Origin of the sequence: Bifidobacterium catenulatum DSM 16992 = JCM 1194 = LMG 11043 (assembly GCF_001025195.1) — a bacterium.
Classification (GTDB): Bacteria; Actinomycetota; Actinomycetes; order Actinomycetales; family Bifidobacteriaceae; genus Bifidobacterium; species Bifidobacterium catenulatum.
Map to the genome: position 1 here is coordinate 92,481 of NZ_AP012325.1, position 14,689 is coordinate 107,169.

Annotated in this window: 8 protein-coding genes; 7 read left to right on the plus strand and 1 reads right to left on the minus strand. The window is 56.9% G+C overall.

The window, feature by feature from the left end:
• The first annotated feature begins 41 nt into the window (after positions 1-41).
• Positions 42-2,984 (plus strand): FtsX-like permease family protein, encoded by a 2,943-nt coding sequence (locus tag BBCT_RS00345; protein ID WP_033512750.1) that lies wholly within the window; start codon positions 42-44, stop codon positions 2,982-2,984.
• 60 nt (positions 2,985-3,044) lie between these two features.
• Here the strand turns inward: BBCT_RS00345 and BBCT_RS00350 are convergent, their stop codons facing one another.
• A complete protein-coding gene (locus BBCT_RS00350; RefSeq protein ID WP_003833685.1) occupies positions 3,045-4,502 on the minus strand; it encodes a cation:proton antiporter in 1,458 nt (485 codons plus the stop codon).
• Between the two features lie 300 nt (positions 4,503-4,802).
• Between BBCT_RS00350 and BBCT_RS00355 the strand changes: the two genes are divergently transcribed.
• The 6 genes from BBCT_RS00355 (at position 4,803) to BBCT_RS00380 (ending at position 14,645) form a co-directional block, all read left to right on the plus strand.
• Complete coding sequence (locus BBCT_RS00355; RefSeq protein WP_003833687.1) at positions 4,803-5,294, plus strand: HTH domain-containing protein; 492 nt, start codon at positions 4,803-4,805, stop codon at positions 5,292-5,294.
• A gap of 5 nt (positions 5,295-5,299) precedes the next feature.
• On the plus strand, positions 5,300-6,307 hold the full coding sequence (locus BBCT_RS00360; RefSeq protein ID WP_231858065.1) for a class C sortase: 1,008 nt from the start codon (positions 5,300-5,302) through the stop codon (positions 6,305-6,307).
• Between the two features lie 306 nt (positions 6,308-6,613).
• Positions 6,614-10,192, plus strand: coding sequence for a DUF7604 domain-containing protein (locus BBCT_RS00365; protein ID WP_003833691.1), 3,579 nt, complete (start codon positions 6,614-6,616; stop codon positions 10,190-10,192).
• A 146-nt stretch (positions 10,193-10,338) separates the two neighbouring features.
• Positions 10,339-11,913 carry an isopeptide-forming domain-containing fimbrial protein gene (locus tag BBCT_RS00370; protein ID WP_003833692.1) on the plus strand — a complete coding sequence of 525 codons (1,575 nt, stop codon included), beginning with the start codon at positions 10,339-10,341 and terminating at the stop codon, positions 11,911-11,913.
• Between the two features lie 335 nt (positions 11,914-12,248).
• The gene (locus BBCT_RS00375) at positions 12,249-12,797 is read left to right on the plus strand and encodes a hypothetical protein (RefSeq protein WP_003833693.1); all 549 of its coding nucleotides are present in this window, start codon (positions 12,249-12,251) and stop codon (positions 12,795-12,797) included.
• 309 nt (positions 12,798-13,106) lie between these two features.
• A complete protein-coding gene (locus BBCT_RS00380; RefSeq protein ID WP_003833694.1) occupies positions 13,107-14,645 on the plus strand; it encodes an amino acid permease in 1,539 nt (512 codons plus the stop codon).
• Positions 14,646-14,689: the final 44 nt, after the last annotated feature.

The window sequence follows — 14,689 nt, forward strand, 5'->3', positions numbered from 1 at the left end:
ATGGTTGGTGCTGCTTGAACGCTGCGGGGCTGGAGGTCGTCATGGCATTCGTCAAAGACATGGTGCGTATGTGGTTGCATGCGTGGAAGCGATTCGTCTCAATCGCCATGATTACATTGCTTGGCGTGGCTGTGCTTACCGGCATTTACGCAGGCTGCCGCGACGCGTTCCGCGGCACCGACCGCTTTTTCGACGCGCAAGGTCTGCACGACATCCAGGTGCTGTCCACCGCAGGATTGACGGATGGCGATATTGCCGCGTTACGCAAGGTGCGCGGTGTAGCGAAGGTGCAGGCGGAGCGGTCACAGGAAGTGACGTTCGATTTGGGCGGCCGCAAATCGGCGACCATGCAGGAAATCGGTGCGAACGGTATTGACTGGCCGTACGTGCAGGAAGGGCGATTGCCGAAGAAAGCCGGCGAAATCGCAGTAACCCGTAAATTTATCCGCGATTCCGGCAGAAAGATTGGCAGCCACCTCACCGTAGCCCCCGAATCCTCTTCTTCCGCTACTTCAGTGTCCGTTTCTCCCGAATCGGACACTCAGGGTGCTGAAGATAAGGCACCAAGCTTCCCGACCAAGCTCACCATCGTGGGCGTGGTGCTCGATCCGCAGAATCTAAGCAATCCGGACGGATATTCCGCCATGACCTCGTTTCGTTCCACCGCTGCCACCGACTACACGTTCTTCGCTCCGTCCGACGGCGTGACCGGCACCCTCTACACGTCCGCCACGCTGCTCGTCAAAGGTTCGGCCAACGAAAACACGTTCGACGAATCGTATGAAAACACCGTCAAACAGGTGACCGACCGCATCGACGACGCCGTGAAAACCGATCGGCAGAAGGCCCGCTGGCAGGAGCTGCTCGACGTGGGCAACAGGCAGATTGCCGCCACGCGTGCGGAAGCCGACAAGAAGTTCGCGGAAGCGCAATCGCAAATCAACGAGAATCGTCGGCAATTCGACCAGCAGGTCGACCAAATCATGAACATGCAAGCCGGTGCAACCGGCGCAATGGATCCCACCCAACTCAACGAAACCACGCGTGAAACAATGCGTGAAACCATCATCGCCGCAACCCCCGAACTTGCGCATGCCAAGCAGCGGCTCGACCAGGCGCAATCGCAATTGGACGAGCAGAAAGCGCAAACCGAACAAACGCTGAAAACCAAAGAAAACGAGCTTAAAACCAGCATTCCGCAAGTGCGCTGGTATGTGCAGGATCGGCAGTCGCTCGGTGGATTCAGCGCGCTCAAATCCGACCTTGATTCCATCCAATCGCTCGGCAACGCGTTCCCGATCGTGTTTCTGGTGGTCGCTGTGATGATGAGTCTGACTTCCATGGCGCGCATGGTCGAAGAGGACCGCTCGCTCATCGGCACCTACGTGGGGCTTGGCTATGGGCGTCTTGCGGTGGCGTCGCGCTATCTGCTGTTCGCGCTGCTGGCGTGTCTCATCGGCGGGGGGCTTGGCTTACTTGTCGGATTCCTTGGAATTCCGGCGTTCCTTCTGGTTGTTTTGGAGGGCATGTATGTGATGCCTGGCGTGCGACTGGAATACGACTGGCTGTACGGTTCGCTGGGCATCGCACTGTTCGTGGTCGGTGTGCTCGCCGCCACCATTTACGCGTGCGTGCAGGAGATGCGCATGACGCCCGCCGCGCTGATGCGGCCGAAAGCGCCGCGTGCCGGCTCACGTATTCTGCTGGAACGAATCAAGCCGGTCTGGAATCGTATGGGATTCCTCAGCAAAGTGACCGCGCGCAACATTTTCCGCTTCAAGTCGCGCCTTATCATGACGGTCGGCGGGGTGGCCGGCTGCACCGCGCTCATCGTCTGCGGCCTAGCCATCAATGACACCGTGGCCGACCTTGGTATCAAGCAATATCGTGACGTTTACCAATACGATCTTATGGTGGTTTCTGGCGATTCGGACGCGGACGAAATGCGCGCCAAAGTCGCGTCGGACGGTCGTACCACGTCCACGATGAACGTGCGTATCGAATCGGGTGATATGGCTGTTGGGAAGAGCGATTCTGGCAGCGGCGACAGCAGTGGCAGTGTCGGCAGTGAAAGTATTCAGCTGGTTGCAGTGCCGGAAAAGCGATTGTCCGACCTGGGCAAAATGGTCACGTTGCAGCCGGTGCATTCCGGAATATTGGGCACGTCCAGTATCGGCGGGAAAGGCTCGCTGAAGCTGGACGACGATGGTGTGATAGTGGCGCAGTCGGCGGCAAGCTCGCTTGGCATCGCCACCGGAAGCAAAGTGCGATTGACCAACGGCGACGGCGTGCAGGCCACTGCGAAAGTGAGCGCGGTGAATCGCAATCTTATCGGATCGGACGTGTACATCAGCGAAACCTACTATGCCAAGCTGTTCGGCAAATCCTTCGTATCCAACGTGTCCGTTTCTGCAGAATCGGACGTGCAAAGTACGAAATCGCTGACCTGGAATGCCATGTATGCCAAACTTTCCGGCTCTGACCAATCGCAAACTGACTATGCTCAATCGCTCGAAAAGGACAGCTCGGTGGTGAAAGCCGTAAGTAGCGCGCACATGGCCGACAGTTTCAAGTTCGATCTTATGGGCGCGGTCGTGGCGCTGATTGTGGCGCTCGCCGGAGGTTTGGCGCTTGTGGTGCTGTTCACTCTCGCCAATACGAATGTGTCGGAACGCGTGCGCGAGATGGCTACACTCAAGGTGCTCGGCTTTTTCGACCGTGAAGTGCACCATTATGTGAATCGCGAGATGATGATCCTCACCGTCATGGGCGTGGTGCTGGGATTGCCGCTCGGCCGGTTCGTTGGCGGGCTGCTGACCATGGCGCTCAACATGCCGTCGCTCTATTTCGAGGTGGAGGTCAAGCCGCTGAGTTACGTGATCGCAGTCGTGGCGACCATGATGTTCGCGCTGCTTGTGCAACTGTTTGTCAACCCCGTCCTCGACCGTATCGACCCCATCAGCTCGCTCAAGTCTGTGGAATGACGACTGTCCGATTCACCAGAAGCGGACAATTAGAGTATCGGAAAGGCTCGGATTCGCGTCTCAGTTCTTCGGATAACGGTAGTTGTGTGGCAGTTGCGTGGTGAGCTGCGGGTCGAGGCCGAGTTCCTTCAGCTGCCGGTCGATTTCGCGGCGCGCACGTTTTACAAGTTCGGCTCGATGCTCATCGCCGTGTCCATGCGCTTCCAGTGCGTCCAACGTTTCCGCCAAACGCTTGAGCCGGTCCTGATGGTGCAGCAGCGCACGCACCTGCGCATGCTCGCGTACGATCGTCTGCCAATCGGATGGCGTGTGCGCAATCTCCCGAACCGCGGTGACCGGATGTACGTCGGCCACCTGATATGTGATCGAGCCAAGGAGTGGCATCAGGAACACTGTAATCGCGCCGGCTGCGACCAGTGTCGACGCGGTGTCGCCTTGCATGGTGCCGACCTTCACCGCCAGCGACGTGACGGCGACGATGATCGGCAGCGCGGTCGTGCAATACAGCGCTACGGTGACGCGGTGATGCGATGACAGCGGATTCTCGCGTTTATCGAGCGATAGCGCAACATATACGGGCACCGCGCGAATCAGCATGAGCATTACGATGAACGCGACGAGCAGCGCGGGTCGGCCTGCCACGGCGCGCACGTTGATCGCGGCGCCTGACACCACGAAGAACACAGGAATAAGGAAGCCATAGCCGACGCCTTCCAGTTTCATTTCCAGCGACTTGCTGCCGTCGGGGATGATGTAGCGCAGGATGAAGCCTGCGGCGAACGCGCCGAGCACCGCGTCAAGTTCGAACAGTGCAGAAATGGTGACAAGGAAGATGAGCAGGAATGTGGTCAGTCGCATGAGCGTTTGCGATGACGTGTTCGCATTTTCCGTAAGGAAACGGTACAGGCGATGGCCGGTTTTCAGTGCTTTCGTGGGTAGCATTGCGCACAGTAGGCAGATGGCAAGGAACGCGCCGAGCACGAGCATGGTCTGCCAGCCGGTTCGGGTGGATAGCAGGATGGCCATGGCAAGGATTGGGCCAAGTTCGCCCCACGTTCCGTACGATATGATGGCGTCGCCGATGGGGGTGCCTTCGAGGTTACGTTCCTTGAGAATCGGCATGAGCGTGCCGAGAGCGGTGGTGGTAAGCGCGATTACCGTGGCGATGCCGTCGATGCCCTGCTTTGCGAAGAATGGAAGAAGGGTCACGACGAATCCGGCGAGCCCCAAGGTGATGATCCATGTGACAAGGCCGACTTTGCCTTGATGTCCGGCGAGTCGTTTCGGGTCGATTTCATAGCCGGCGAGCAGGAATAGGAACGCCATGCCGAGCTCGCTCAAGAGTTTCACGGCGTCGTTCACTTCGATTATGCCTAGTCCGTACGGGCCGAGTGCAGCTCCGGCGACGAGCAGCAGTACGGTTTGTGGAATGAATCTTCTCGGGATCAGCTGCGCCACAATCGGGCTGACGGCCGCCGCCGCCATGATGATAGTCAATGAAACGAGCTCTAGCGTCATGTTTCCAGCCTAGTGAGTCTGCATGACGGTGTTCAGAGGCGTAGCGGCCCCATGATGTGCTAAAGGGTGTGCTGGGGGTGAGGTTAAGATTGTGTAAATTTTATGGGGGGGGGGGTAATTCTGTGAGCCTTTCTATCTGCGAAAAATGGCGGAACTGTTTTGTTTGTAAGATAGGACTCCTTTTTATTGGGGGGAATGGGATTTTTTATTCGAGGGTTTTAACGAGGGGCTAATGGGGAAATCTCCGATATGATTCTGAACCAAGCTGTTCAGGCAGTAGCAGTATAAGGGGCAGAAAAAATGATTGATGGCAAATTTACCGCAAAGGAGCGTGCGTATCTGTCCAGCCTGCCGGCGGTCAAAAGTGTGAGTGCGTCGCACATCCGATATTCAGACCGTTTCCGGGTGGAAGTGATGTGCCGTTATAACGCCGGCGAATCACCGTCAGCCATTTTCCGTGAAGCGGGGCTTGATCCGAAACTGATCGGCTACAAGCGTGTGGAGCGGTGCATCGCGCGCTGGAAGCAGCAGGAACGTGATGAGCGTCGAAAGGGGAAAGGGGCTATGAATCATTATCTGCAGGATGTCGAAGACGATTTATCGATCGCCGAACTGCAAGGGGCTACGCACGAAGGGGAGACGAATGATCTAACTGAAGCTGACGAATCGCAGGATATGGCGGCAAAGCTTGCGCAGGCGCAACTGACCATCAACAAATGCGATCTGCTCATCGCCAAACAGGCGTTGCGTATCGATGAGCTGGAACGCGTGCTGCGGAAGTTCATCCAGTGACGGACATGCGGCAACAGCAGGCGGAGCGCTATCGGGAACCGTCTTTCGAAGAGGCGGTCGACATTGCCGATGAGGTGCGGCAGTGGCGCAGGGATCGCAGGAAAGTCATTGCCATGCGGGTGGTTGCGGCGCTGTTGATTATTCTTGCGATAGGTATCGGCGGGTTTCCTACATTTCTGCAGTATCAGTCGGCGCGGGAGCTACGGAATACGTCGGACCGGTCCGCGCAGGCGGTTGCCGGCTGGCCTTACCCCCAGGCTGATGAGGCATTTGCCGCGGCCAAAGCATATAACAGGCGGCTTGCGGCTTTGGGACAGCCGATTCTCGGCGAGGCCCAAGACCCGTTCTCCCAAGTGCAAGGCGGCTCGCAGTCCAGTGAATCCGGTGCCGCGGAATCAAATAGCGCCAGCGCCAAAGATAAGGAATATCAAAGTTTGCTCGATTCGGGCAGCGGCGTGATGGGCACCATCCGCATTCCGAAGATTTCCGTACGCCTGCCGATCTACCATGGCACGTCGCAGTCGGCGCTCGCATCCGGAGCCGGACATCTGTATGGCAGCAGCCTGCCGGTGGGCGGGCGGAGCACGCATGCGGTGATCACCGGCCACCGTGGGCTGGTCGAGGCGATGATGTTCACGCGCTTGGATGAGATGCGCGTCGGCGACTACTTCTACATCGAAGTGATGGGCCGTACGCTCGGCTACAAGGTGGATCGCATTTCGGTGATCGAACCGAATGACACTTCGAAGTTGAAGATTGTGCCCGGCGAGGACCGGGTGACGTTGATGACCTGCACACCGTACGGGGTGAACACCCACCGGTTGCTGGTTTCGGCGGTGCGTTCCGCGATTCCTGGAGTGGTTCCCGAGGAACGGAATGCGGCGAAGGACGCGCGATTGATTGCGATTGCGGTGTCGGCTGGCGTGCTCGTGTCGGGGATGCTGCTTGCCTGGCTGCGTAGACGGCCGTGGCATATTCGCAGACATGCGGCTTGGTGGCCGAAACGTGGCTAGCTGTTGCGTTGGCATGCTGCGGTGACATCCGTACGGTTACGGACATGTGAATAATGTTGCCCCGTCGGACGTCGGGCTTATGTGAATTTCGGGTAGCGCAGATAGCTGGAAACGTTGTTATCACTTGGTTTCGAGGCTATTTCATACCCCCGAATCTCCTGCGCTTAGGGTGTATATATCCATTCCCTTTTCCTTTTATTATTCAAAATTGGAGCGCCGGAAGTGTATCCGCGTCGGCTGGATGCGTGACTGGTGATGAAGATGTGAATCGTGCACATGCACACGGTGTGTAAGGGGAGGTAGCAGATGAGGCATACGCGAATACAACAGGCAAAGCCCGAGAGGAGCTTTGCTGAACGAATAGTCGCCGTCATCGTTGCGATCGCCATGCTCGGCGGCATGGGCTACGCCACCACTTCCGCCGCGATGGCGGCTGATGCCAAACAGACCACGGAGCAGCAGGCCGGCATCAGCCTGGGATTGTATGATTACAATCGTTATACCATCAATGATAAGCATGCGTTGAAATTCATGAACGCTGGTCCAGAAGAGTATAACAAATATGTCGGTAATGACAATGGCGCATACACCGGTATTGTGAATAAAACCCTGACAAATGGCTATCCGACCATGGCGGCTGATAAGGGATCAGAATCATTGGACTATCTCTTTGGCGGGAAGCCTGATGATAAAGCCGTCACCAAATACAAGCCGGCTGGCGGACTGCTGACATTGGACAAGGATGGGTATTACGGTTTCGACGCCGATTCCCAGTATGCTACATATGACAAGGCATTGAGAGAGTTCACGTGGAAGTACCAGAGTTGTACGGACCAGGCTAGTACTCCTTGCTTCGCTCCATTTGGAGACGATACTGATGATAATAGATATTCTTTCGGCATGAATCTTGACGCCGAGTTCTACATGCCGGAAGGCGGCAAGGTCAACAATCAGAACATGGTGTTCGACTTTACCGGCGACGATGATGTGTGGGTGTTCATCGATGATGTGCTGGTGCTTGATTTGGGTGGTATCCATCAGGCGTTGGATGGCAGCATCAATTTCGCCACCGACACCATCGACTACCACGGTAAGGAGCAGAGTTATGGAAACCCTCCTGCCACAACAATCACCCAAGCATTTACCGATGCAGGAAAGACGTGGGATTCCACGCCGTATAAGACACATCATCTGAGCTTCTTTTATCTGGAACGCGGCGACGGCGGCTCCAACTGCAAGATCAAGTTCAATCTGCCGGTGAAGCCGTCCAAGGCCATCGATATCGAGAAGGAAACCCTAGGCACCATCGACGCGAACGAAAAGTTCCAATTCCAGCTGTTCGTCGACGATTCCCCAACCCCGTACCAGGGCAAATACAGCGTGTACAATGTGTCCACCAATCAGGTCGTTTCGTCCGATGCGCAGACCGGAGACAACGATGTGATAACGCTGACCAGGGGTCAATTCGCCCGCGTGCAATCCGACAATTTCACTGATGACACCAGGTACACGGTGCGGGAGCTGAACTCTAGCGGCTACACCGTGTCCGCGAACGGTTCCCCAATGACGCAGCAAGGTGGCGGCAATGATGCATATGCCGAAACCGGCCCGTTCACCGTGGGTACGACGAGTCATGTAACCATCGTGAATTCCAATGTGAAGCCGTCGAACAACAAAAGCATCGTGAAAACCGGTGGCGGCGACGGTGATCAGTACACGCTGTATCTGACCGCATCCGGCGATAGCACCTCCTCCACGGTCACTACTACCACACCGGCCGACATTGTGCTGGTCATGGACAAGTCCGGCAGCATGAAGGGCGAACTCGACAACAATGCGAAAGAAGCTGCCAACGCGCTCGCCAAGAAATTGCTGACTGACAAGAATTCGACGTTGCCGTCTGAGCAGCAGGTCCAAATGGCGGTGGTGACATTCAGCACTAAAGCTACTATCGAGCAGAATTTCACCACAGACGTCTTGAAAATCAACAACGCCGTGGAGGGTGACCCCGATGGCGGCACCAACTGGGAGGCCGCGCTCAAGCAGGCGAATATTCTGTCAGGTCGCTCTAATGTGAAGAAGCACATCATCTTCCTCTCGGATGGCGATCCGACATTCCGTACGTCCTCGTATGGCGGCAGTTGCTATTCCCATTGGGGCCCCTATTATACCCCGCAGCCGAAATATACGACCAAAGAGGCTTGCACGGCGGCCAAATACGATTGGCTGGATGAGAACCCTGATGACAAATACGATGGCGTACCTGGCTACGATGGCGTACATGGCTCCGGAAGTAGTGATGGCTACGGTTACAATTATCAGGCGGCCTTGGCTGAGGCTAAAGGGCGTGGCGATGCCGCACTCTATGTGGTGAAGACTTCCACTGAGGCGAAGAAGATGGCTGATTTCGCCGAGCAAGCCGGTGCAGTGGACGGCAAGGAATTTGACGGCACGAATCCGGAGAATCTGACGAAAGCATTCAACCAGATTTATTCCAGCATCACCTCGTCCGCGAAGATCAGGGTCTTCTCCATCACCGACACCTTGTCCCAGTGGGTGGATCCGGTCGATTTCCCTGATGTAACCGACGGCGCCGACATCACGCAATATGTGACGGTGACGAACGGCGATATTACCGAGCCGACGAGCAGCTATAAGGCCACATACAGTATCGATGATAATTCCGGCAATCGCACCGTGACGGTGGCGTTCAACGATTCTAATGGCATCGTCGCAGAAAAGACTGATGTCATCTACGTTTCCTTCAAAGTCAAGCCAAGCGATGCCGCATATGCCGACTATGCGAAAAACAACAAATATCCGGATACGGGAGACGCGAATACGGGAGACGCATCCGCTGAGCAGCAAGGCTACCATTCCAACGTGGATGCAAAGCTGAACTATTGCGTGCTCACCGAGGTCAACAACGTGGAATCCTGTGAACGGACCGAAGCCGAATATCCGCGTCCTGTGGTGCAGGTGAAGCTTGGCAAGATCAACATCACCAAGAAATGGTCGGACAATGCCGACAAGCATACCAAAGATTCCGTGACGGTGCAATTGCAGCGCAAGGCAATCGGTGCTGCCGATAGCGTCGCGGAGAACGTTGGTGAGATCACATTGAACGCCGGCAACGAGTGGACTGCGACGGTCGGCAATCTACTGCCCGGCTACACGTATTCCGTGGCGGAGGCCCCCGACGATGACCGATATAGCGTCTCCTATGCGGGTAACGATGCCGACTTGACCAAGAAGATGGTGTGGTCTTCCGCCGATAAGGGCACGTTGAACGCGACCATCACCAACACGCCGAAGCCGGTATCACTAAGCAACGCAATCTCGGTGAAGAAGAATCTGACCGGTCGTAAGTGGAAGGCTACCGACCAGTTCAACTTCACGTTGGAGGCGAAAGGCAACGCCCCGTTGCCGGCCAGCTGCAAGGATCAGCAGCCATGCACGGTCACGGTGAAGCATGATTCGACCGACCATACCGAGTCCTTCGGTGATATCACCTACAACGCCGGTGACGTCAAATACACGTACTACGTGACGGAAAAACGCGGCTCGATTAGCGCATTGCACTATTCGCAGGCGAGATACAAAGTCGTGGTGACCGTCGCCAAGAACGATGCCGGTGCGTGGACGGCTTCCGTAACGTCCGTGACCAAGATGCTGGACGACAACGGTAAGACGGTTTCCGAAGCGCAGAGCGACAGTACGCAACCGGTCGCCTTCACCAACCACTACATCGCGGTATCGGCGCTGCCGTTGACGGGCGGGATGACAGATCGTCAGTGGCTGTTCGTCGGCGGTGTGGTCGGCGGGCTTGCGGTGCTGCTCATCGGCGCTGCCGGTGTGTGGAACGGCAAGAAGCGACTCGTCTGAATCGTTTGTGCAGGGTCGGAACGTCTGCCAACTTGAAGGCGTTCCGACCGATAATCCAAGATTTGCGGATTGCGGGAGCAAGTTGGGCTCCCGCCTCCCGCGATCGCAGAAACAAGTAATCAAACAATAAGGAAGAGAGGGTTCTCATGAAGATGAGGAAACTTTTCGCCGGCATCGCCGCCGCTGCGACGCTGCTCGGTGGCATGGCCCTGGGTGCAGTCAGCGCACAGGCCGATGGACCGCAGGCGACTACGCCGTTGCTGCAGGTCAACAACGCGCAGGAAGGCCACACGTACACGCCGTACAAGTTCGCCACGTTCGAGAACGCCGGCAACGGTACTGTTGAGGTGAACACGGTCGAGGCGTGGAAGGACGCCGTAACCAAGGCCGCCGACGCCGCCGACAATGCCACCGCGAACAGCGTTCCGGCGGAATACGCCAACAATCCGGCCGCGTACGTGGCCACCTTCAACGCGGAGCAGCTCCGCAAGTTCGCCGAAGAGCTGGCCAAGACCAACCCGCTGCCTGCCGCCGATGGCGCGGGCCTGACCGTGACCACGGACCAGGCGGGCACGACCCAGCCGGTCGCGGTGAACGGCGAGGGTTGGTATCTGGTGACCGACGCCTATGACGGCAAGACCGGCACGCCGGCTGTGGTGGCCACCACCGTCAGCGGCCTGACCGGCCTGACGATCGTGGCCGACACGAAGACCGGCCAGGGCAACATCACCACCGTGGGCGAGTTCAATGCGAAGAACGAGAACCCGCTCACCCCGCCGACCAAGACCGCCGAGGTCGGCAAAGTGGATGTGAATGGCAAGACCGTGAACGTCGGCGACACCGTGAACTTCACCGTGTCCGCAACCGTTCCTGCTTCCGCAACCAACTACGACTCCTACCCCTTCACCATCACCGATACCGCGTCCAAGGGCCTGCAGGTCGCCGATAAGACCGCTTTCAAGGTGCAGGTCGACGGCAAGGATGTGCCCACCAGCCTGTACAAGGTGACACCGTCTGGTGATGCTACTACGGAGAACGGCACCACCACGACCATCGAGTTTACCGACGCGAAGTCCCTGGCTGGCAAGACTATCGTCGTGTCGTACACCGGCGTCGTCACCAAGGATGCGCTGACCGACTTGGGCGGTAGCGTGAACAACAAGGCCACGATCACCACCAACGGCGGAACCAGCGGCGAGGGCAATACCGAATCCAAGACCTACGGCTTCCAGTTCACGAAGATCGGCGTCGACAAGGACGCCAACGCTCTGGCCGGCGCCCAGTTCGTCGTGAAGAAGGACGGCAAGTACCTCAAGCAGGCCGATAACGGCGCATGGTCGTTCGTTGAGAACCAGAACGAAGCCACGGTGTTCACTTCCGCCGACAAGACCGGCTTGGTGCAGCTCAAGGGCCTCGCCGCCGGAACCTACACGGTTGAGGAAACTGCCGCTCCGACCGGCTACGCCCAGAACTTCAAGGTCACCTTCGACGTGACCATCGCGCAGGACGGCAAGGTCACCTTCATGCAGGACGCCCTCAAGCAGGTCACTCCGTCGAGCAATGGCACGGTGAACGCCACCGCCACCGTGAAGAACGTCAAGTCCATCACCCAGCTGCCGCTCACCGGCGCAGCGGGCACGACCCTCTTCACCGTCGTGGCGCTGCTCGTGGCCGGTGCCGGTGTGACCGTTGCGGTTAAGAGCCGTCAGCGCACGCACTAAACACATAAGGCGGTAACGCCAAAAGCCATGCAGGGGCCAATCCAACCGGGTTGGCCCCTTTTGCGTGCGCCCGCGACCCGACTGTCCTATGGCCCGACCCGGCCCCGCGAGAACGTCTGTGGGGTGTCATCCACATCAGATGAGGATATTTTTCGAGGGGACAGTGCGGGTTGGTGCGACGTGTTGCAACAAGCTGAACCGTGGATGCGAGGTAGTCACAGACAATCTCCGAAGAGAGGGGAAAAACGAGGGTATCGTACAGCAAGCGGGCCATAGAATTACAAAGTATATCCACGAGAAGTGGGCAATGGAGACACAGGACGGGGGGTATTGTCGTGCGTGGCGGCGGAGTATTCAGCGACGAGGAGATTCAGTTGTTGCGAGGATTACCGGCGGTGGCGAATGTGACGCGTAATCGTATCACCTATTCCGATGCTTTCAAGCAGGTGTGCACCATCCGATATCTTGCGGGGGAATCTCCGACCAAAATCTTCCGTGAGGCGGGATTGCCACCGGATCTGGTCGGGTGCAAGCGCATTGAACGCAGCGTGGCTCGTTGGAAGGCCGCCGCCATCAAATCAGTGAGCGGCAACGATCACCTGGATAACAGCGAGATCATTGCGCAGCTCGTTGAACGGTACAAGCGTACTTTGGTGACGAGGCGGAATCTTGACAATATGGCGTCCGGCGTTCCGGATTCGAGCGTTCCCGTTATGTCCGAAGGCGCTGTCGGCGCGCATGTTTCGATCAGTGCGCTCGACGGTGATACCGCTGGCATCATCATCAAGCAGCAGGCACGCCGCATCGATGAGCTGGAACGTGCCAATGCTTCCTTGCTCGACAAGCTCAACAAGGCGATCCCGTCCCCGACTGTTGACAACTAAAACCATTCGTCTGCTTGATTGACATGTGGATTTTTCGGGCAGGCTACCCCGCGATTTGCATAAAATGCCCCCATCTGGCATGCGGCAAATATGGTTTGCGCTATATGTGGCAGAGTCTCGCGGAAAAAAAGAGGTTAGAGGGTATGATTTATCCCCTCTAACTACCTTGCATTCAAGATGGTCTGCCACATATAGTGAAAATCAGTTTTTGAAAAGATGCGAATCTGCCACATATAAGGCATATGGGTGTGTTTCGCGGTGCGAACAATGGCGGAGATTGTGCGGCTCCCGCGGTAGGGTGTGAACATTATGACTTTTGGGAATACGAAAACCGAAAAAACCGGTACAAGCACGTCCGGCGCGACGGAAACCGCGCACATCAAATCCGTCGAAAGCCTCGACCAAAGCAATGAAATGGAGCGAGGCCTGAAAAACCGCCACGTCCAGTTCATCGCCATCGGCGGCACCATCGGCACTGGCCTGTTCCTAGGCTCCGGCAAGTCGATTGCACTGACCGGTCCGAGCATCATTTTCGTGTACATCGGTGTCGGCCTGATCATGTTCCTGCTGATGCGTGCCATCGGCGAAATGATGTACAGCGACCCCAGCCAGCACACGTTCATCAATTTCATCACGCGCTATCTCGGCCGCGGGTGGGGTAAGTTCGCCGGCTGGACGTATTGGATCGTGCTCATTCTGACCGGCATGACCGAAATCACTGCCGTAAGCACGTATTTCGTAACGTTCTTCGGCACATTCGGCATAGACCTGAACTCGTGGAAGTGGCTGATCGAACTGTGCTTCCTCGTGGCGCTCACTGGCATCAATCTGATTGCGGTGAAAGTGTTCGGCGAGGCGGAATTCTGGTTCTCCATGATCAAGATCACGCTGATCGTCGGCCTGATCGTCACCGCCATCGTGATGCTAGTCATCGGCTTCAGCTACCCTGCCACGCATATCGAGGGCGTGGACGGCACAGTGTCGGGCGCCACGGTGAGCCTCACGAACATCACCGACGGCTTCCAGCTCGCGCCGAACGGCTGGATGAACTTCTTCATGAGCTTCCAAATGGTGTTTTTCGCCTACCAGCTCATCGAATTCGTGGGTGTCACGGTGTCGGAAACGCAGAATCCGCGCGAGGTGCTGCCGAAGGCCGTGAACGAGCTGATCATGCGTATTCTGATCTTCTACGTGGGTGCGCTGATCGCGATCATGGCTATTGTGCCGTGGCGTAATTTCCACGAGAATTCCGACGGCTCGTTCGGTTCGCCGTTCATCATGGTATTCAAATATGCGGGTCTTGATTGGGCTGCCGCACTGGTGTTCTTTGTGGTGATTACGGCTGCCGCGTCGGCGTTGAATTCGCTGATTTATTCGGCCGGTCGCCACTTGTATCAGCTCGCTTCGGATTCTGAGTCGCCTGCGATGGCTCGTTTGGCTGAAGTTTCCGAACACAAGGTGCCTGCGAAGGCGATTGTCGTTTCGGGTTGCATGATTCTGTTCTCCCCGATTATCAACGCGATTCCAGGCATTTCCGGCGCGTTCGTGCTGTTCGCTTCAGCCGCCAGCGCTGTGGTGATTTTTATTTACGTGCTGACGATGCTCGCCCACCACAAGTATCGTCAGAGCAGTGATTTTCTGCCAGACGGTTTCGTCATGCCCGCTTGGCAGGTGCTTGATTGGATTGCGATCGCGTTCTTTGTGCTCGTGTATGTCACGTTGTTCCTGTCGGCGGACACGCTTGGTTCTGCGATCGCCGGTCTGATTTGGCTGGTTGCGTTCGGCGGATATTGCCTGCTGCACGAACGATTCCAGAATCGCGATCTTAAGGAAGCCTTGCAGCAGTAGCGTTTGCGGGTAACGCAGGATACAAGTAAGGGGCGTCTGCCGAA

Coding starts and splice junctions, on each gene's coding strand:
- BBCT_RS00360 (WP_231858065.1), top strand. CDS start 5,300: ATGCGGCAACAGCAGGCGGAGCGCTATCGGGAACCGTCTTTCGAAGAG.
- BBCT_RS00370 (WP_003833692.1), top strand. CDS start 10,339: ATGAAGATGAGGAAACTTTTCGCCGGCATCGCCGCCGCTGCGACGCTG.
- BBCT_RS00350 (WP_003833685.1), bottom strand. CDS start 4,502: ATGACGCTAGAGCTCGTTTCATTGACTATCATCATGGCGGCGGCGGCC.
- BBCT_RS00380 (WP_003833694.1), top strand. CDS start 13,107: ATGACTTTTGGGAATACGAAAACCGAAAAAACCGGTACAAGCACGTCC.
- BBCT_RS00355 (WP_003833687.1), top strand. CDS start 4,803: ATGATTGATGGCAAATTTACCGCAAAGGAGCGTGCGTATCTGTCCAGC.
- BBCT_RS00365 (WP_003833691.1), top strand. CDS start 6,614: ATGAGGCATACGCGAATACAACAGGCAAAGCCCGAGAGGAGCTTTGCT.
- BBCT_RS00345 (WP_033512750.1), top strand. CDS start 42: ATGGCATTCGTCAAAGACATGGTGCGTATGTGGTTGCATGCGTGGAAG.